This window comes from Nonomuraea sp. NPDC049309 (assembly GCF_043196965.1).
GTDB lineage: Bacteria > Actinomycetota > Actinomycetes > Streptosporangiales > Streptosporangiaceae > Nonomuraea > Nonomuraea fastidiosa.
This window is the reverse complement of the sequence record NZ_JBICSH010000007.1, coordinates 82,114-100,558: the sequence shown is the minus strand read 5'-3', so window position 1 is coordinate 100,558 and position 18,445 is coordinate 82,114. Positions and strand designations below refer to the sequence as shown.

Annotated in this window: 15 protein-coding genes; 6 read left to right on the top strand and 9 right to left on the bottom strand. The window is 72.0% G+C overall.

The annotated features are described in order from the left end of the window. Window positions 1-72 precede the first annotated feature (72 nt). The 8 genes from ACGFIM_RS34835 to ACGFIM_RS34800 form a co-directional block, all read right to left on the bottom strand. Entirely contained in the window at window positions 73-2,571 is a 2,499-nt protein-coding gene (locus ACGFIM_RS34835) for a penicillin acylase family protein (RefSeq protein ID WP_393210109.1), read from the bottom strand. 112 nt (window positions 2,572-2,683) lie between these two features. Beyond that, window positions 2,684-3,925, bottom strand: a complete 1,242-nt coding sequence (locus ACGFIM_RS34830; protein ID WP_393209526.1) for a cysteine--tRNA ligase — start codon at window positions 3,923-3,925, stop codon at window positions 2,684-2,686. Between the two features lie 21 nt (window positions 3,926-3,946). Beyond that, on the bottom strand, window positions 3,947-5,791 hold the full coding sequence (locus tag ACGFIM_RS34825; RefSeq protein ID WP_393209523.1) for a sigma factor-like helix-turn-helix DNA-binding protein: 1,845 nt from the start codon (window positions 5,789-5,791) through the stop codon (window positions 3,947-3,949). A 48-nt stretch (window positions 5,792-5,839) separates the two neighbouring features. After that, entirely contained in the window at window positions 5,840-7,672 is a 1,833-nt protein-coding gene (locus tag ACGFIM_RS34820) for a UvrD-helicase domain-containing protein (RefSeq protein ID WP_393209520.1), read from the bottom strand. A gap of 4 nt (window positions 7,673-7,676) precedes the next feature. Next, window positions 7,677-9,755, bottom strand: a complete 2,079-nt coding sequence (locus ACGFIM_RS34815) for a hypothetical protein (RefSeq protein ID WP_393209517.1) — start codon at window positions 9,753-9,755, stop codon at window positions 7,677-7,679. Between the two features lie 226 nt (window positions 9,756-9,981). After that, complete coding sequence (locus ACGFIM_RS34810) at window positions 9,982-10,758, bottom strand: class I SAM-dependent methyltransferase (protein WP_393209514.1); 777 nt, start codon at window positions 10,756-10,758, stop codon at window positions 9,982-9,984. 102 nt (window positions 10,759-10,860) lie between these two features. Beyond that, window positions 10,861-11,931 (bottom strand): ABC transporter substrate-binding protein, encoded by a 1,071-nt coding sequence (locus ACGFIM_RS34805; protein WP_393209511.1) that lies wholly within the window; start codon window positions 11,929-11,931, stop codon window positions 10,861-10,863. 17 nt (window positions 11,932-11,948) lie between these two features. Then, window positions 11,949-12,179: a hypothetical protein gene (locus tag ACGFIM_RS34800; protein WP_393209508.1), complete on the bottom strand. Its 231-nt coding sequence runs from the start codon at window positions 12,177-12,179 to the stop codon at window positions 11,949-11,951. A gap of 105 nt (window positions 12,180-12,284) precedes the next feature. On the opposite strand from ACGFIM_RS34800, the gene fdxA reads away from it, so the two are divergent. From fdxA to ACGFIM_RS34785, 3 genes are all read left to right on the top strand, one after another. After that, window positions 12,285-12,611: a ferredoxin gene (gene fdxA, locus ACGFIM_RS34795; RefSeq protein ID WP_364068974.1), complete on the top strand. Its 327-nt coding sequence runs from the start codon at window positions 12,285-12,287 to the stop codon at window positions 12,609-12,611. A 90-nt stretch (window positions 12,612-12,701) separates the two neighbouring features. Further along, window positions 12,702-13,772: a succinyldiaminopimelate transaminase gene (gene dapC / locus ACGFIM_RS34790; RefSeq protein ID WP_393209504.1), complete on the top strand. Its 1,071-nt coding sequence runs from the start codon at window positions 12,702-12,704 to the stop codon at window positions 13,770-13,772. Between the two features lie 94 nt (window positions 13,773-13,866). Further along, window positions 13,867-14,526 (top strand): DUF4178 domain-containing protein, encoded by a 660-nt coding sequence (locus ACGFIM_RS34785; RefSeq protein WP_393209501.1) that lies wholly within the window; start codon window positions 13,867-13,869, stop codon window positions 14,524-14,526. Window positions 14,527-14,530: 4 nt separating this feature from the next. Here the strand turns inward: ACGFIM_RS34785 and ACGFIM_RS34780 are convergent, their stop codons facing one another. Beyond that, a complete protein-coding gene (locus ACGFIM_RS34780; protein ID WP_393209498.1) occupies window positions 14,531-15,310 on the bottom strand; it encodes a hypothetical protein in 780 nt (259 codons plus the stop codon). A 73-nt stretch (window positions 15,311-15,383) separates the two neighbouring features. Here ACGFIM_RS34780 and ACGFIM_RS34775 point away from each other — a divergent pair, with 73 nt between their 5' ends. The 3 genes from ACGFIM_RS34775 to ACGFIM_RS34765 all read left to right on the top strand — a co-directional run bounded on the left by ACGFIM_RS34775 (window position 15,384) and on the right by ACGFIM_RS34765 (window position 18,441). Next, a complete protein-coding gene (locus ACGFIM_RS34775; protein ID WP_393209495.1) occupies window positions 15,384-16,217 on the top strand; it encodes a 2,3,4,5-tetrahydropyridine-2,6-dicarboxylate N-succinyltransferase in 834 nt (277 codons plus the stop codon). Further along, a complete protein-coding gene (gene dapE / locus ACGFIM_RS34770; protein WP_393209492.1) occupies window positions 16,217-17,272 on the top strand; it encodes a succinyl-diaminopimelate desuccinylase in 1,056 nt (351 codons plus the stop codon). Before ACGFIM_RS34775 ends, dapE begins: the two co-directional genes overlap by 1 nt. Before the next feature lie 371 nt (window positions 17,273-17,643). After that, entirely contained in the window at window positions 17,644-18,441 is a 798-nt protein-coding gene (locus ACGFIM_RS34765) for a TIGR00730 family Rossman fold protein (RefSeq protein WP_393209489.1), read from the top strand. Window positions 18,442-18,445 lie beyond the last annotated feature (4 nt).

Sequence of the window (18,445 nt, the reverse complement as noted above, 5' to 3'; positions counted from 1 at the left end):
GCGGCTCGCCTGGAGCCCCAGCGCCGCCCGGCGGTGGCCCCGCCGCGTGGCGGGGGCGCGGGGAAGGGCCGGTCAGGGGTTGAGCTTCAGGGTGTGGGCGGCGGCCTTCTTCACCGCGGCCTCGGACGAGTACATCGGCATCAGGTCGCCGCGCGCCCACGCCTCCGCCTGGTCCCAGTAGTTGTCGTGGAACGCGTGCCCCGACGCCCCCGTCAGGTTGATCCACTGCGACTTGTCCAGATCGGCCAGGTCGACGACCATCCGCATCGACGGCACCGCCGTGATCTCGTACCCGCTCTGAACGTTCCAGCCGGTCGCGTTGACCGCGTCCTTGCCGCCCGCGACCTTCAGCGGCCCCCGGTTGAACAGCGCCTCGATCGGCGCGATGCCGGAGGTGCCGAGGGAGCCGTTGACGAGCTCGAGCGTGTGCAGGTCACCCCAGCGCCACGCCGTGACGTCCTCGCCGAGCCGCTCGGTGAGCTCCTGGTGCGCGGAGGCCATGGCCTGGCGCAGGATGTCGTCGCGGGTCTCGGTGTAGTCCTTGGTGGTCACGTCGTCCCAGAACGGGTCGTCGGGGGCGTCGAGCAACCGCCTGACCACCTCGTACCAGCGGTCGCCGCCGGTCGGCCTGGCCCCTTCCGGCAGGTCGTCGTTGAAGGTGAGGATGAGCAGCTGCCGCCAGACGGCGTTGAAGTAGGCCGCGGCCGCCGAGTCGAGGCTCTGCGACCGGTCCCACGACTTCAGCAGGTCCCTGGCCTGCACGGCGGGGCCGGCCAGGTCCACCTTCAGCAGGACGGGCACCAGCGTGTCGGCGAAGCCGTTGCGGGTGTCCTGCTGGATGCGGGCCATGGTGGCCGCGTCGATGGGGCCCTTCTTGATGGCCTCGCGGATGAGCGTGCGGATGCGCTCCGAGCGGTAGCCGTAGGACCAGTCCTGGGTGAGCAGGGGCTGGTAGCGGCTGGGGTCGATGACGGCGTTGTTGGCGGTGACGATGAAGCCGTCGGCCGGGTTCTCGATGCTCGGGAGCTGGTCGTACGGGATGGGCGCGGGCTTCCAGTCGTACTCGCCGGTCCAGCCGGGCACGGGCCAGGTGCCGTCGCCGTTCTCGCGTACGGGGATGCGTCCAGGCGCCTGATATCCGATCTTGCCGGAGGTGTCGGCGTAGATCAGGTTCTGGGCGGGCACCTCGAACAGCGCGGCGGCCGCCTTGAACTCGTCCCAGTCCTTCGCCCTGTTGAGCGCGAAGAGGGCGTCGGCCGTGCGTCCCGGCGTCAGGGCGGTCCACTGCAGCGCCACCGCGTTGGCCTCGCCGCTCGGCTTCGCGCTCGGGATCACCTCGTTGATGAGCGGCCCGTGCACGGTGCTCCTGACGGTCAGCGTGACCGTCTTGCCGCCGGCGACCTTGATCTTCTCCTCGCGGACGTCCAGCGGGAGCTGCTGGCCCTTGTAGAGGTACGCGTCGCCCTCGACCTGCTCGAGGAAGAGGTCGGCCACGTCGGGCCCCAGGTTGGTGAACCCCCACGCGATCCTGTCCGTGTGCCCGATGATCACACCGGGCACGCCGGAGAAGGTGAACCCCGTGACGTCGTACGGGCACTCCTCGGTCACCTTCCTGCAGTGCAGCCCGGCCTGGTACCAGACGGACGGCATCTGCGGCGACAGGTGCGGGTCGTTGGCGAGGAGCGGCTTGCCGCTCGCGGTGTACTCGCCGGAGATCACCCACGAGTTGGATCCGATGCCCGCGAGGTCGCCCGCGCTCATCGTGCTCGGGATGTCCGACAGCGTCTTCGCGGCCTGCTGGAGCGCCCGCCTGGCGCCGGGCTGCCGGATGGGGGCCGGCTCGGGGTGCTGCTCGAAGCGGCCCTGGCGGATGCCGCCCTCGTTGACGATCGGCGCGTGCCGGTCGTACGGGTAGCCGGGCCAGAGCTGCTCGACCCGCTCCCTGGGCAGCTTGGTCGCCGCGAGCGCGCGGTCGATCTCGTCCTCCATGTTCGTGCGCAGGTCCCACGCCATGGCCTTCAGCCAGGCCAGCGAGTCGACCGACGTCCACTTCTCCGGCTTCCCGCCGGCGCCCTGCAGCTTGAGCAGGGAGTATTCCAGGCTGCGGTCGGAGGCGTTCGGGTTGGCGGACAGCCAGGCGTTGACGCCCTTCGCGTACGCGGCCAGGTAGTCCCGCGTCTCCTGGGCCAGCTCGGGCAGCTCCTGTTCGGCGACCCGGCGCCAGCCCATGGTCCGCAGCGCCTTGTCGTTGTCGAGGGTGGCCTCGCCGAAGAGCTCCGACAGGCGGCCGGCGGTCAGATGGCGGCGGAAGTCCATCTCGTAGAAGCGGTCCTGGGCGTGCACGAAGCCCTGGGCCATGAACAGGTCGGCAGGAGTGTCGGCATAGATGTGCGGGATTCCTGATTTATCGCGATAAATCTCCACACTTTCTGACAAACCAGGCAGCCGCAACGACCCGTCCACTTGCGGGAACGACCTGCGCACCGTGTAGACGAACACCCCTGCCAGCACCACCGCAAGCGCCAGCAGGACGGTCACCACCCGAGCGAACCACCGCAGGGGCCACGGCATCCACGCAAAGGGCCTCACCGCCACCTCCTTCATGCCGAACTGGCATCAAGTTTGGCAGTTCGCGATCACTCCTCAGACCCGGAGCCGACGTCTCCGCAGGTCGCAGCGGTGCTCAGCGCCAGATCTGACCTTCGGGAGCGTCGGTCACGCGGACGCCGAGATCCGCCAGCTCCGCGCGCAGCCGCTCGGCCGCCGCCGCGTCACCGTCCTCCTGCGCCCGCTCCCGCGCGGCCAGTAGCTCACCCGCGCCCGGCGGCAGGGCGGGCGGTTTGCCGATGCCGCTCGACAGGTCGAGCCCCAGCAGGGAGTCGAGGTGCAGGAACGTCTCGAACTTCGCGCCCGGCGCCACCGAGGCGTCCAGCTCCAGCTCGCGCAGCACCCGCAGGGCGGCGGGAGTGTCGAGATCATCGGCGAAGGCGGACTCGGCGCGCTCGGCGTACGCGGTGGCCATGGGCGCGCTGACCGACTCCGACCACTCCGCGACCCTGGCCCGCCACCGGCGCACCATGCCGTCGGCGGCGCGCAGCGCCTCCCACGTCAGGTCGAGCGGCTCACGGTAGCGGCGCCGCAGGAACGCCATGCGCACGGCGAGCGGATCGAGCCCCGCCTCGGTCACCTCGGACAGCAGCGGCGGGGCCGAGCCGCCGGACCGCACGGGCCCTGCGTGCACCCAGTGGCGGGTCACCTCGTGCCCGGCGGCCGCGCCGGACTGGGCGCGCACGTTCTCGTGGTGGGGGAAGAGCAGGTCGCCACCGCCGGTGTGGACGTCGATCCTGGGGCCCAGGAAGCGCAGGGCCAGGGCCGAGCAGCCGGTGTGGGGCCCGGGCAGGCCGCGCCCCCACGGTGACTCCCAGGCCGTCTCACCGTCCGCGGGCTCCCACAGCGCCCAGTCGCCGGGTCCGGCATCGGCGGCGCCTGCGCTGCCGCCGGAGAGCTCGCCGTATGCGGGGAAGCCGCGCACGGCGAAGAAGACCGAGCCGTCGGCCGCCGTGTACGCGTGCCCCTTCTCGAGGAGCGTCGCGATCAGCCCGATCACGGGCTCGGCCGACTCGCTCACCCGGGGCGCGTACTCGGGAGGGCGGACGTTGAGCGCGGCGGCGTCGGCCGTGAACGCCTCCTCGTGCTCGCGCGCCCGCTCGGCCGGCACGCCGAGGTCGTCGACGCCCTGGCAGGCGACCACCCGCACCTTGCGCCGCTCCAGCACCCGCCTGATGAGGTCGGACAGCACGCAGGCGCGCAGATCGCCCACGTGCGCGCGGCGCCGCACATCGGGCCCGCACACGTACATCCGCAGCGCCCGCCCGGCGGCGATCTCCTCGGTCCGCCCGGCGCGCGTGTCGTGGATCCGCACCATCACCCGAGCTTAGCCCGGCCGTCAGACGCCGAGGAAACCGAGGATGTCCCTGTCGCCGCGCTCGCGCAGCCTGGCGATAACCTCTTCGCGGGTCGCGTTCTCCGACAGCCCGATCCGCGCGCCGATGAGCCGCAGGCCCTCCATCTCGGAGCTGACCGGCGCGGTGTAGCCGAGCAGGTAGAGCGCCCGGTTGACGGGCGGCATGCCGGGAGGGGCGGCGGGCAGATAGCGGGTCAGCAGCTCGCCGCCGTCGGAGACGGTGAGGAAGACGTGGTCGCCCTCGCTCGCCTTGTACTCCAGCAGCACGTTCCTGATCGAGCCCATGGTCGGCTGGTTGTGCCAGCTGATCACCACGTCGCCCGACGGCGCGGAGGCCGTGAGCTGCCCGCCGGGCGCCATCCCCAGATAGGCGGCGAACCCGGTCGGCAGCGGCGAGCCGGAGCCGCGCAGGTGCTCGGCGTTGATGTCCACCCGGTGCCACCAGCGGCCGTCGCGGGAGCGGAAGCTGCGCCGCGTCTCCGAGACGTCCTTACGCGGCTGGTACGGCTCCACCTCGCCGGTCGGCGAGGTGCCCGCGACCCTGATCCAGCCGCGCTGCGTCCGCTCGAACCCGGGACCGCCCGCGTAGGCGCGCACCGAGCTCTCGCTGACGTCGTAGCGCGAGGTCAGGTTGGCCACGATGGCGCTCACCGGAGCCTCGCCGCCGGCTCGCTCGATCTCCCTGACGATCATCTCGCGGATGCCGAGGTACTCGTCGCCGCCCCAGCGCGTGAGCCCGTACTTGTTGCGGTCGACGCGGCGGAACCGGTCGTCGGCGGTGAGCTGGTTGCGGATGCCGACGAGGCTGTAGTCCTCGCCGATGCGCTCCTGGATCTCCTCGGGCGACAGCGGCGTGCCCGCCACCGCCAGCACCGCCTCGGCCTTGTCGTTGATGCTGCGCGGCCACGGCACGACGTGCTGGCCGAGCACGCGAAGCTGCGGCACGGCGAGGATCCACCGCTCCGCGAGGTCCTCCCGCACGCCGAGCTGCGACACCATGGCGATGGCCTCGGGCAGCGGGCGCGGGCCGTCGGCGAAGAGCTGGCGGGTCTTCTCCCGCAGGTCGTCGGCGCCGCCCGCGACCAGCCAGCCGTCCGACTCCTCGTAGCCGGTCAGCAGCGTGCGGACGAAGCGCCAGGCGGGGATGCCCAGCGAGCGCAGCTCGGCGCGGTGCCACGGCACCGCCGCCTGGAGGTCGTCGGCCGGCACCGCCGAGCCCAGCCGCCCGCGCAGCCACGAGACGTGGGCGACGAGCGCGGCGGCCTCGGGCTTGCCCAGCCACGCCTCCACGTGCTCGCGCAGGTCGCGCTCGATCTGCCGGATGCGCTCGCGGGTGACCGAGAAGCGCTGGGCCAGCTCGTCGAGCGTGGCCCTGCGGGTGGCGTACAGGCGGTCGCGGGCGATGGCCCGTTGCCGGTCGTCCAGCCTGCCGAACAGCTCGTCGATGAGGTCGGGCAGCGGCTTGTCCGGCCGGGACGGCGCGGGCGCGGCGTCGGGCGCGGGTTCGAGCAGCCGGTCGAAGACGCCGGTGAACAGCTTCTGTACCACGTCCCTGCCCAGGGCCTCCGGCGTGCGCTCCGCCTCGGCGGGGTCGGAGAAGCGCAGCAAGGGCAGGATGTCGCCGAGCATGAGATGCCCCCAGCAGGCCGCGGCGAGGTCGGCCAGGTGGCCCGCCACGGTCTGCGTGCCGATGATGGCGCACGCCCGGTCGAGCGGGATCGCCTGCCACCAGGCCTCGGGCAGCTGGGGCTCCTCCACGATCGGCGCGATCTGACCAGGAGAGGTCCAGCGCAGGGGTGGAGCGAGGTCGCTCAGGCTGAGGTTCATTGAGGTCCAACCGGCAATGGGAATATATCCGCAGTTCAGACTATGTGATCAGAGGGGTAGAAACGGGCTGCCCCTTCCGGAATGGGAGATATAGAGGATCGAACGGGCACGCGTGCAAGCGACGAACAGTATGCTCCGTTCGCGCTCGAGCGCACGAGCCCGCGTGTACGGATCGGGCGGCGGATCCTGCGGCAGCGGCCGCGGCACCACGCCCTCGGCCACGCCGATCAGCGCCACCCGCTCGAACTCGAGGCCCTTGAGGTGCTGGAAGGTCAGCGCCCGCACCTCCAGGCCGCCGAGCGCCTGCTCGGCCGCGCGCACCAGCCGCCGATCGCGGGCCCCGACCGCGATCTCCTCCGGCGGCACGCCGTCGGCCAGCCACGACTCGACCGTGGCGCGCAGGCCGGCCAGCTCGGCCTCCTCCGACGCGTACGCCCTGACGACCGGCCGCTCGCCGTGGCGGGTCGCGGTGTAGTCGTACATGACGGTGGCGCCCTTGACCAGGCCGGGGGAGGGGCCGCCGCCGCGCAGCCGTACGACGAAGGACAGCACCTCACGCGACAGCCGGTGCGAGACCCCGAGCATGTGCTGGTCGGCGGGGATGCCGACGGCGCCGAGCACCACCCGCGTGTCGGTCACCCGCTGGTGCGGATCGCCCACGATGAACAGGTCGTCGCGCGCCCGCGGCACCACCGCGCGCAGCAGCCGCCACTGCGCGGGGCTGATGTCCTGCGCCTCGTCCACCACCACGTGCCGGTACGGCTTGCGCCCCGGGTCCACGTCGTCGAGCAGGTCACCCGTGGAGATCGACAGCACCCGCAGCGCCTCGTCGGTGATCTGCGCGAGCGACCGCGCCCCCGGCCCCACCAGCGCGGGACGCCGGCCCTCGGCGCCGGCCACGATGCGGATCGCGAGGCGCTCGGCGTTGTCCACCTCGACCCGCTTGCGGACCACCTCGTCGTCGATGAGCCGGTCCAGGCGGGCCGACAGCTCCTCGGCCAGGCTCTGGGAGAACGTCACCAGCAGCACCGGCCCCGTGCCCCGCGCGGCCAGGTGAGCGGCCCGGTGCAGCGCGACCACCGTCTTGCCGGTGCCCGCGCCGCCGATCACCAGCACGGGATGGTCGTAGCCCGCCGCCCTGGCCAGGCGGTGCTGAGCGGGACGCAGGAACGTGCACCACTCGGGCGCCTCCAGCACCCGGTCGAGCGCCACCTTGTCGGGCACGAACACCGCGCGGTCCGGGCTGCGCCGCAGCGCCGCGTACAGGTCGTCCGGGTCGATCGGGCCGGTCTCGCCGTCGGACGGCCGCAGGGCGTCCAGCTCGCGCCACGCCTCGGCCAGCGTGCCGCCCCTGGCCAGCACCGCGAGCGGCGCGTACTGGGTGGGCGGCAGCAGCGGCTCCAGCGCGGTGACGTCGGCCTCGGTCGTGATCAGCCGGAACAGCGGCAGCGCCGGCGCGTCCAGGCCGAGGCCCAGCAGGTCGCCGTCGCAGATGGCGTCGAGCAGCCGGGACGGGCGCATCGAGCGGCGTAACGCGGGCTCCACCCGCTCCAGGGCCTCGGCGTCCCACTCCTCGATGACGCCGAGCACGGGGTTGACGCCGTAGCGGTGGCGGCGGGCGTACGACCACGCCTCGGGCTCGGGCAGGACCGTACGCAGCCAGTACACGTCCCGTTGCCGCACCACCACGCCCCGGTGGCCCTGCGCCAGGCGCAGGGTCGCCACCCGGGGGTCCCTGGCGCCCCGCACCCGCTCGGGATGCGGGGCGCCCGGCACGTTCAGCAGGAACCGGCGCAGCGCGACCACGGCGTCCCTGCGCACCGGCGGGGCCAGTGCGCTGAGCTCCCTGGGAAACTCAGGGCCGATCGCGAGCCGCGGCACCGGCTCAGTCCAGCAGTTCGAGCAGGTCGCGGTCCCCGCGCTCGCGGAGTCTGTCGAGCAGGTCGGGCAGGGACACGGGGCCGGGCATGCCGATGCGGGTGGCGATCACCCTGGCGGCCTGCTCCCTGGTGCCGCCCGGAGCCGTGTATCCGACGAGCCGGAGCGCCTTGGTGATCTTCTCGGCTCCGGCCGCCGCGGCCGGCAGGTGCCTGGCGCGCAGCACGCCCTCGTCCGACAGCGTCAGAAACAGGTGGCCGCCCTCGCGGGCGCCCACGTCCACCAGCAGCCGCTCGATCGACTCCAGCACCGGCCTGCCGTGCCAGGACATCGTCAGCTCGCCCGCGGCGCTCCTGACCGTCTTGCTCTCGCCGGGAGACAGCCCCAGGTACGACGCGAACCCCGTGGGCAGCGCGCACTCGCCGCCCGCGAGCTGCTCGGCCGTCACGTCGATGCGCAGCCACCAGCGGCCGTCGGGCTGGCGGAAGCAGCGCCGCGTCTGCGAGACGTCCTTCAGCGGCTGGTACGGCTTGTCGCCATCGCCCGCGACGCCGTTCCCGTCGCCCGACGGCGGGACGACCGGCGTGAACGCCTGGAACTGCGGCGGTCCCGGCGGCGGCGCGGGCGTCATGTGCACCGGGCCGAACGCCGACGGCACCAGCTCCACCGGCGGCTGCGGGTACGGCTGCTGCTGGCGCTGCGCCTTCCGCCTCGGCAGCGGCTCCGCCGGCGGCTCCGGGACGGCCGGAGGCGGCGGTGGCGGCGCGAGCGCGGTCAGCACGACCTGCCAGGCGGGGACGTCGAGCGCCTGGATCCGCACCTGGTGCCAGTCGGCCGCGGCGATCAGCTGCTCCTTGGGGGCGTTCTGGCCGAGCGTCCTGACCAGCTCGTCCAGGTGCGCACGGAACGGGGCCGCCTCGTCGCTGGCCAGCCAGCGGTCCAGCTGGGCGCGCAGCTCGATCTCCGTGGAGATGATCTCCGCCTCGGGCACGGCGAAGAGCTTGGCGAGCTGGTCGGCCGCCGACGGCTCGTCGGTGAAGACGCGGTTCTGCGCCACCGCCCAGCTCTTGTCGTCGAGCCCGGCGAACGCGGCCTCGATGAGCTGCGGCAGCTCCTGCCCGGCGGACTGGGCGGGCTCCTCGTCGCCGTGCTCGTCATCGGGGGTGAACTCGTAACCGGCGTGCCCGGCGGCCGCCGCCGCGACCTCGGGCTCCGGCTCGGGCTCGGGTTCGGACGGGGCCTCGGCCGCCTCCTCAGGCTGGTCGGCCGCCGCCTGCGGCTCGGCCTCGGCCTCGGCTCCGGCCTGCGGCTCGGCGGCCGCCTCCGGCCGGGCCTCCTCCTCGGCAAGCCCCTCGGCACCGTGGACGGCCTCCTGCGCGGATGGCTCCTCGGCGTCTTGGGCGGCCTCTGGCGTCTCGCCGGCCGCTGCAACGGCCTCCTGCCCGGGAACGGCCTCGTCTTCGGGCGCCGCCTCGGGAGCCGGCTCGGCCTCGTGGGCGGCCTCCTCGACGGGAGCCGCCTCCTCGGCCGGAGCCTCTGCGCGCGCTTCTTCCAGGACCTCCGCCGCGGCCTCTGCCAGTGCCTCTGCCGGGGACTCCGCCTCCTGGGCGACCGGCTCCGGTGCGGGCGCGCCGGCGGCGACCGCCTCGGGAGCGGCCTCCGGCTCGGGAGCCCCGGCGGCCATGGGCGCGGGGGCCGGGGCCTCGGCGGGCGCGTCCGGCACGGGCATCGGCATCACGGCCGGCGCGGACGCCGCCGCGGCGGGCACCACGTCCTCGTCGTCCTCGGCGGGCCTGACGGGGGAGAAGCGGAGCAGCGCGGCGGAGAACAGCGTGTTGAGCACCGGCCGCGCCTGGATGAAGGGCTGATCCATCAGCTCGCGGATGGTCAGCGAGAGCAGCCCCGCCCACGAGCCGGCCCGGTCGAGCGCGATGGCGACGGCGGGCTCGTCGGCCTCTTCGGGATCCAGTACGTGCAGCGCGGGCAGCACGTCGCCGATCGCGGCGGCGGGCCAGTGCTCGAGGGCGATCTCCGTCAGCAGCTCGCCCAGCGACTCGGGACCGATGGCCGCGAGGACGCGAGGCATGGGCAGGCTCCGCCACCACGCGTCCGGCAGATCCGGCTGCCCGGTGAGCAGCGTGATCGTCGACGCGTCGCTCCACCTCAACGGTGGTACGAGGTCGCTCAGGCAGAAATTCATCCCGTTCCGTTCACCAGCCCCTCACGCCGCCGCAGCGGTGCAGCCATAATCTCGCCGCCCACGGAACAGACCATAGTCCGGCAAAACAGCCCTACGCATCATGCTCTACGCATCAGCGCCGAACGGCGGCAAAGCGTAGACGCACGTAGTCGGCCATCCAGCCGGACTCCCTGCGGAGTGCGGGCGCCGCGAGTTCGTTCACGCGCCGGAGCAGGGGCTCCACGATGTCGGGGGGAAGCCCGTCGAGCGCCGACGCGGCGAAGGTGCGGACCCAGTCGGCGGCGCCGCCGGGGCACTCGTCCAGGGGTGTGGGACGGTCGAAGTATTCCAGCAGCCTGACGACGAACCCCTCTTGTTCGAGGCGGTGCGCGTACTCGGCAGGCGTGGGAAAGTACCACGGCAGCTCGGGTTCGCGCAGGCCGTATTCGCGCCAGGCGGTCAGCATCGCGGCGGTCAGCTCGGCGCAATTGCCGGCTCCGCCCATTTCCGCAATGAAACGTCCGCCAGGCATGAGGGCCTCGCGGACGTTCGCGATGACGGCGCGGGGGTCGCGGCTCATCCAGTGCAGCGCGGCGTTGGAGAAGACCGCGTCGTACTTGTCGGCGACCGTGAAGTCGTGACCGTCGCCGACGATGAAGTTGATGCCCGGGTATTGGGCGAGCGCCTTTTCGATCATCGCGGGCGAGCCGTCGATGCCGAGGACGTCCGCGCCCCTGAAGGCGATCTGCGCGGTCAGCACCCCGGTGCCGCAGCCGAGGTCGAGCACGCGCTCGCCGGGGCGCGGGTCGAGCAGGTCGACAAGCGGCGCGCCCTGCGTGGAGACGTAGCCGAAGCTGCTGTCGTAGGCGCGACTGTTCCACCGCTCCAGGCTCGGCGTGTCGTATCGCAAGACGATCAGCTCACAATCGATCAGACATCGGGCCCCCGTGGCCGTGCTGTCCGTTCACTTTAGAGCCTGATTGTCCCTACGACATATCAAGTCACATGGGACTCATCCCACACTCTTGGTCCATTCCCTCTTCAGATACGCCTTCGCCGCATCCTGCTGCGGGATCGTCATGAGCACCGGCGGGCCTGGCGGCTTGGGCAGCTTGGCGGCCTGCTCGGTGTCGAGCGTGCCCTTCATCAGCATCGCCTCGCCGCGCGCCGGGCGGGCGAAGCCCTTCTGCAGGAGGTTCTGGCCCTCGTCGGAGAAGAGGAACTCCTGCCAGAGCCGGGCCGCGGCCGGATGCGGGGCCGCCTTGTTGATCGCCTGCACGTGGTAGCCGCCGAGCGCGGCCCCCTGAGGGATGACGACCTTCCACGCGTCGCCCTGCAGGGCGCTGCGCGCGGCGTTGAGGTGGTCCCACGAGACGACCACGTTGGCCTTGGACATGTCGGTGAGCCGGCCGGCCTGCTTGAGCTTGGCGAACAGTTCCACACCCTGCTCGGGCCGGGGTGCGCCGGTGGTCATCGACGCGGCCATCACGCCGCCGAACGCCGCCGACGAGCGCAGCGGGTCGCCGTCGAGCGCGACGCGGTAGCCGGGCTTGAGCAGGTCCGAGAAGGAGGCCGGCGGCTTGACCGCGCGCGGGTCGTAGCCGATCGACATGTAGCCGCCGTAGGCGGCGTACCAGGCACCCGACGGGTCCTTGACGTGGTCGGGCAGGTCCTGCCAGCCCTGCACCTTGTACGGCGCGAACTTGGCGGCCCCGTAGACCGCCATGTCCATGGTCAGGTCGAAGACGTCGGGTTTGAGCTGTGCGGCGACGTCGAGCTCGCGCTTGCTGTTCGCGGTCGGCTCGAGTTCGTTGATCTTGATGTCGTACTTGTCGGCGAAGGTGTCGAGGATCTCGCCGAAGTTCACCCAGTCGCGGGGCAGCGCGATGACGTTGAGCTCGCCTTCGCGCTGCGCGGCCTCGACGAGGCGCTCCATGGTGCCGAAGCCCGACTTCAGCGAGGCGGCCTTGACGTTGACGGGCGGCAGATTCTTCTGCTCCGTGGTGGTGGTGTCGGTGGACGACGCGCCGCATCCGGCGCTGGCGAGGATGGCTGCTGCGGCGGCGCAGGTACGTACGGTCACAGATTGAATACTTACCGCTACATCCTCCCAGGTCGAGGAGGCGCGGCCGGTACGACCTTGGCTGCCACCAGCGTCTCCTCGGGGATCTCCACCACCGTGCCATCCCTTTTGCGGACCTTGAGAATTCCGTCCGACCACGACACGAGGATGCCGACCGCATCGCGGAACCCGCCGGGGACACGCCTTCTGGTGGTGATGCGGGCGCCGATGTCGTGACTTGTGATGGCGACGACGAGGCGTCCGGCCACGAGTTTGCCCCCCTCCGTTTCGGCCAGCGAGCAAGCACGGCAATACTAGGGCGTAGCAAACCGCGGTCAGAGTCATGCCATGGTGCGGAGAAGAAGGAGCTCGAGGTGACCTACGTCATCGCGCAGCCTTGCGTGGACGTCCTGGACAAGGCGTGCATCGAGGAGTGCCCCGTCGATTGCATCTACGAGGGCGAGCGCATGCTTTACATCCACCCCGACGAGTGCGTGGACTGCGGCGCGTGCGAGCCTGTGTGCCCCGTCGAGGCCATTTTCTATGAGGACGACCTTCCCGAGCAGTGGAAGGACTTCTACAAGGCGAACGTGGACTTCTTCGAGGACCTGGGCTCGCCCGGCGGCGCCTCGAAGGTCGGCAAGATCGAAAAGGACCACCCGATCGTGGCCGCCCTGCCGCCGCAGGGCGAGGGCCACTGACGATCGCTTCCTCGTCGTGCACGGGCGCATCCGGCCGGATGCGCCCCGTACGCGCGCGCCTCGTACGGCGACGCAACACCCTGGAGAACCGTGAACAACCTGCCTGACTTCCCTTGGGATCGGCTGGAGCCGTACAAGCAGCGCGCGCTGGCACACCCCGACGGCATCGTCGACCTCTCCGTCGGCACGCCCGTCGATCCCGTGCCGCAGATCGTCCAGGACGCGCTCACCGCGTCCGCGAACAGCCCCGGCTATCCGGTCACCCACGGCACCCGAGAGCTGCGCGAGGCCGCGGCCGGGTGGCTGGAGCGCAGGCATGGCGTGACCGTCGACCAGCGCGACGTGCTGCCGGTGATCGGCACCAAGGAGTTCGTCGCGTGGCTGCCCTCCTACCTGGGCGCCCGCAAGGTGGTCTTTCCCGAGCTGGCCTACCCCACCTACGACGTGGGCGCCAGGCTCGCAGGAGCCACGGGCATCGCCTCCGACAGCACGCTCGCGCTCGGTCCCGAGCGGGTCGATCTCATCTGGGTCAACTCCCCGGGCAACCCCACGGGACGGGTGCTGCCGGCCGAGCACCTGCGCAAGGTCGTCGACTGGGCCCGCGAGCGCGGCGCGGTCGTGGCCTCCGACGAGTGCTACATCGAGCTCGGCTGGGAGGAGCGGCCCGTCTCGATCCTGCACCCCGACGTCTGCGGCGGCTCCCACGAGGGGCTGCTCGCCGTCCACTCGCTCTCCAAGCGCTCCAACCTGGCCGGCTACCGCGCCGGGTTCGTGACCGGCGACCCCGCGCTGGTCAAGCGGCTGCTGGAGATCCGCAAGCACGCCGGCATGATGGTGCCGAAGCCCGTACAGGCCGCGATGGCCGCCGCGCTCGGCGACGACGAGCACGCCGACCGGCAGCGCGAGCGCTACGCCGCCCGCCGGGAGCTGCTGCGGCCCGCGCTGGAGCGGGCCGGCTGGACCATCGACCACTCGACGGCCGGGCTGTACTTCTGGGCCACGAACGGCCAGAGCGCCTGGGACCAGGTCGGCAAGCTTTCCGAAATCGGCATTTTGGTCGCGCCCGGCGAATTCTATGGATCGGCAGGTGAGCGGCACATCCGGGTCGCGCTCACGGCCACCGATGAGCGGATCGCTGCGGCGGTGCGCCGCCTCCAGTAGGATCACCCGGCGAAGCCCGGCGGGAGCCGGGTCCGCGCGCATAAATGGATAAGGGCTTATGCCGAGGCAGACCGCGAGTGGAGCGAGCTGATCGATGAGCGTGACCTCCATGGTCGTTCTCGGGCTGAGCATCGCCACCGTCTTGCTGCTGCTTGGCGCTTTCTGGGCCACCCTGCGGCAGGACAGAAAGGGCCGCTCCAGCGCCGCCGCGCCGGCCGAGGTCGCCTCCGTCGAGGCCCCGCTGGCGGCGCCGGTGAGCGCCCCTGGTCGTGCCGGCACCGACTACACCGACCCTCGCACGATCCAGGTCGGCGACCGGATCGAGGTGCACGGGTCGCCCGCGCGCGTGCTCGGCGCCATGCACATCTCCTGGCAGGGCCAGCAGTGGGTGGAGTTCCTGCTCCGCGACGGTTCGCGGCGGCTGCAGTGGCTCTCGGTCGAGGTGCGTCCCGGCGACCCGCCGCACCTTGAGGTGCAGCTGTGGAACGATGTGCCGACCCAGGGCATGGTCCCCGCGAAGAGCTCGCTGATCATGGAGGGCGTCGAGTTCCACCCCATCGAGCGGGGCACGGCCGCGTTCAGGAGCGAGGGCGACACCGGAAACCCCGACCGGGGGCTGCTCGACTTCGCCGACTACCGCGCCTCCGACGGGCGGCTGCTGTCCTTCGAACGCATCCAGGGCCGCGCCTGGACCGCCGCCTACGCCCAGCCGCTGCCGCCCGGCTCGATCTCGATCGTCCGCCGCGCCTCCTGACCCGTCACGAGAGCTCGACCCGGCGGGCGCCGGCCGTGCCGCCGTCCCGCCAGCCCTCGGCCTCGACGTTGAGCCAGGTGGCGCCGTTGTAGCCGACGCGGGTGATCGCGTACTTCTCGGCGTGGGCCACCGACCAGGCCGCGATCAGCCAGCCGCGCCGCTTGCTGGTGATCGCGGTGCTGCCCAGCGCCCTGGCGAGCTGCTTGCGCGCGGCGGCCGTGCGCGGCTTCGGCGCGGGGGTCTTGCCCGACGGGTACCAGCAGTCCACGGCGCGCGGCACGCGGCCGGTGAAGGCGGCGGCGAGGATCTTCGCATCGCCCTCGTGCGCCGCGTACGCGTAGCCGGCCGCCGACCGCTGCACCGCCTGGGCCGCGTCGGCCAGCGGGATCTTCCGGTAGTCCTTCACCTTGACCAGCTCGGCGAAGAACTTGTTGGTGGCGTAGACCGGGTCCTGCAGCTGCTTCTTCGTGCCCCAGCCCTGCGACGGCCGCTGCTGGAAGACGCCCACCGAGTCGCGGTCGCCGTAGTCGAGGTTGAGCAGCTTCGACTCCTGCAGCGCGGTGCCGTACGCGATGACGACGGCCCGCTCGGGCAGCCGCCGCCGCGCCGCCACGGCCGCGATGGTCGCGGAGACCTGCGCCTGCTCGGGGGAGAGCGTCAGCTCCCCCTCAGGGGTCCTGACCACGCAGATCGGCTCCCTTTCCACCGCGAGCCTGGGTGCCCGCTTGGCGAGGTGGTACAGGCCCACGGACACGCCGACGGCGAGCACGACAACGATGATCATGATGGTGATCACTGAACGGGAGAAGCGCGGGCGCACGCAGGAAAACCTACCCGGCCGGATAAGCTCCCAGGCCATGAGCAACGTGCGCACGACGTCTCCGCTGCCCGCCGTGGTGGACGAGCTCTGGGAGCGCAGGGCCGAGCTGTCGCCCGCCGACGCCGAGGCCCGCCACCTCGTGGTGGGCGCGGTGGACCTGCTCGACCGGGGCGAGGCCAGGGTCGCGAGGGTGATCGGCGGCGAGGTCGTGGTGGACGAGCGGGCCAAGCGCGCGATCCTGCTCGCCTTCAAGGTGCTCGGCATGACGCGCTCGCAGGTCGGCGACTTCCACCACCACGACAGGGTGCCGCTGAAGAGCTCGTTCGAGGGCGTGCGGGTGGTGCCCGGCGCGATCGCGCGGTGGGGCGCGTACATCGCGCCCGGAGTGGTGCTCATGCCGTCGTTCACCAACATCGGCGCGTACGTCGACGAGGGCACGATGGTCGACACGTGGGCCACGGTCGGCTCCTGCGCCCAGATCGGCAAGAACGTGCACCTGTCGGGCGGCGCCGGCATCGGCGGCGTGCTGGAGCCGCCGAACGCGGTGCCGGCGGTCATCGAGGACGGCGCGCTCATCGGCAGCCGGGCGATGATCGTCGAGGGCGCCAGGGTCGGCGAGGGCGCGGTCGTCGGCGCCGGAACGATCCTGTCCGCGTCGATGCCGGTGATCGACGTCGAGACCGGCGAAGAGCTGTCCCGCGGGGCGATCCCGCCGTGGTGCGTGGCGGTGGGCGGCACGCGGCAGAAGGAGTTCCCCGGAGGCACGTTCGGCCTGCCGTGCGTGCTGGTGCTCAAGCGCCTGGAGCCGGGGAGCAGGCACGACAAGGCGGCGCTCAACGAGGTGCTGCGCGAACACGGAGTGAACACCTGATGCTTGACCTGACCCAGGACGTACGCGACCTGACCGCCGCGATCGTGGACATCGAGTCCGTCAGCGGCGGCGAGAAGGCGCTGGCCGACGAGGTCGAGCGGGCGCTCGCCGCGCTGCCGCACCTCACGGTGACCCGGTCGGGCGAGACGGTCGTGGCCCGCACCGAGCTGGGGCGCTCCGAGCGCGTGCTGATCGCGGGCCACCTCGACACCGTCCCCGTCGCCGGCAACCTGCCCAGCAGGGTCGAGGGCGACCTGCTCTACGGCTGCGGCGCCACCGACATGAAGGCGGGCGTCGCCGTCGCCCTCAGGCTCGCCGCCACCCTGCCCGCGCCCAACCGCGACGTCACCTACGTCTTCTACGACTGCGAGGAGGTCGAGGCCGAGCGCAACGGGCTCGGCAGGGTCGCGCGCGAGCACGCCGACTGGCTGGCGGCCGACTTCGCGGTGCTGATGGAGCCCACCGACGGCGTCATCGAGGGCGGCTGCCAGGGCACGCTGCGCGCCGAGGTCATGGTGACCGGCAAGCGGGCGCACAGCGCGCGCTCCTGGTTCGGGATCAACGCCATCCACGGCATCGAGCCGGTGCTGGCCCGGCTCAACGCCTACGAGCCGCGCCGGCCGGTGGTCGACGGGCTCGAATACCGCGAAGGGCTCAACGCGGTCGGCGTGCGCGGCGGCGTGGCCGGCAACGTCATCCCCGACCTGTGCGTGGTGAGCGTCAACTACCGCTTCGCGCCCGACCTGTCGATCAAGGAGGCGGAGCAGCACGTACGCGAGGTCTTCGACGGCTTCGCGGTGAACATCGTGGACGCGGCCCCCGCGGCGCGGCCGGGGCTGACGCACCCGGTGGCGGCGGCGTTCACGGCGGCGGTCGGCGGCGAGCCGCGCGCCAAGCTGGGCTGGACCGATGTCGCCCGCTTCTCCGCGCTCGGCGTGCCCGCCGTCAACTACGGCCCCGGCGACCCCAACCTCGCGCACCAGCAGGGCGAGTACGTGTCGCTGCGGAAGATCGTGGAGAGCGAGCGGGCGATGCTCGACTGGCTGTCCGCCTGACACGCCACCGGGGACCCCGGAAACGGACCCTCACGTGAAAGTGGCCTTCCTCGCCGGCCATTTGGCGGGGAAGACCACTTTCAGTCCCGAGCAGCACCCTCGCCGATTAGACGCGGGCGGGCCGAAATCTGGTTCCCCGCTTCCTACAAGTTTTTTCAGAACGCCTTCCCACCCCCGTCACCTGCGGTTCCGTGCTCGGGCCGGATGCTGGAGACGCGTGGGGGAGGCGGGTGGGCCGGGCCGGGACCGGCCGCCTTCCCGCCTCCGTCACCTGCGGTTTCGCCCTCGGGGCGGATGCCGGAGACGCGCCGGGGAGACGGGGCGGGCCGGGCTGGACCGGCCCGCGCACGAGAAGGGCTAGCGTGATCCGCATGGAAAAGATCCGTCGAGAACGCCGACAGGGCCAGGCTTTCGTGCGCGGCAGCCTCGTCCCCCGCTCCACCCACGACCAGCGGCTGCTGGCCCCCCAGGGGCCGACCGACTGGGTGCACATGGACCCGTGGCGGGTGCTGCGCATCCAGGCCGAGTTCGTGGAGGGCTTCGGCCAGCTCGCCGAGCTTCCCCCGGCCGTGACCGTCTTCGGCTCGGCCCGTACGTCCCCCGACTCGCCCGACTACGCGCTGGGCCGCGCGCTCGGACGCAAGCTCGCCGAGGCCGGCTATGCGGTGATCACCGGCGGCGGTCCCGGCGTCATGGAGTCGGCCAACCGGGGCGCGAGCGAGGTCGACGGCGCGATCTCGGTGGGGCTCGGCATCGAGCTGCCGTTCGAGCAGCGCATGAACGACTACGTCGATCTCGGCATCGAGTTCCGCTACTTCTTCGTCCGCAAGACGATGTTCGTCAAGTACTCCTGCGGCTTCATCACGCTGCCCGGCGGCTTCGGCACGCTGGACGAGCTGTTCGAGGCGCTCACGCTGGTGCAGACCCAGAAGGTCACCTCGTTCCCCGTGGTGCTGCTCGGCAGCGAGTTCTGGGGCGGGCTGATCGACTGGATCAAGAGCCAGCTGCTCGGCACCGGCAAGATCGCCGCCCAGGACCTCGACCTGATCACCGTCACCGACGACCCCGACGAGGCGGTGCGCATCATCGTCGAGTCCGACCGGGCCCGCTCCCGGCAGCGCGAGGAGGAGATCGCGGCCGCCGCCGCGCAGCGGGCGGAGCCCCAATAGGCTC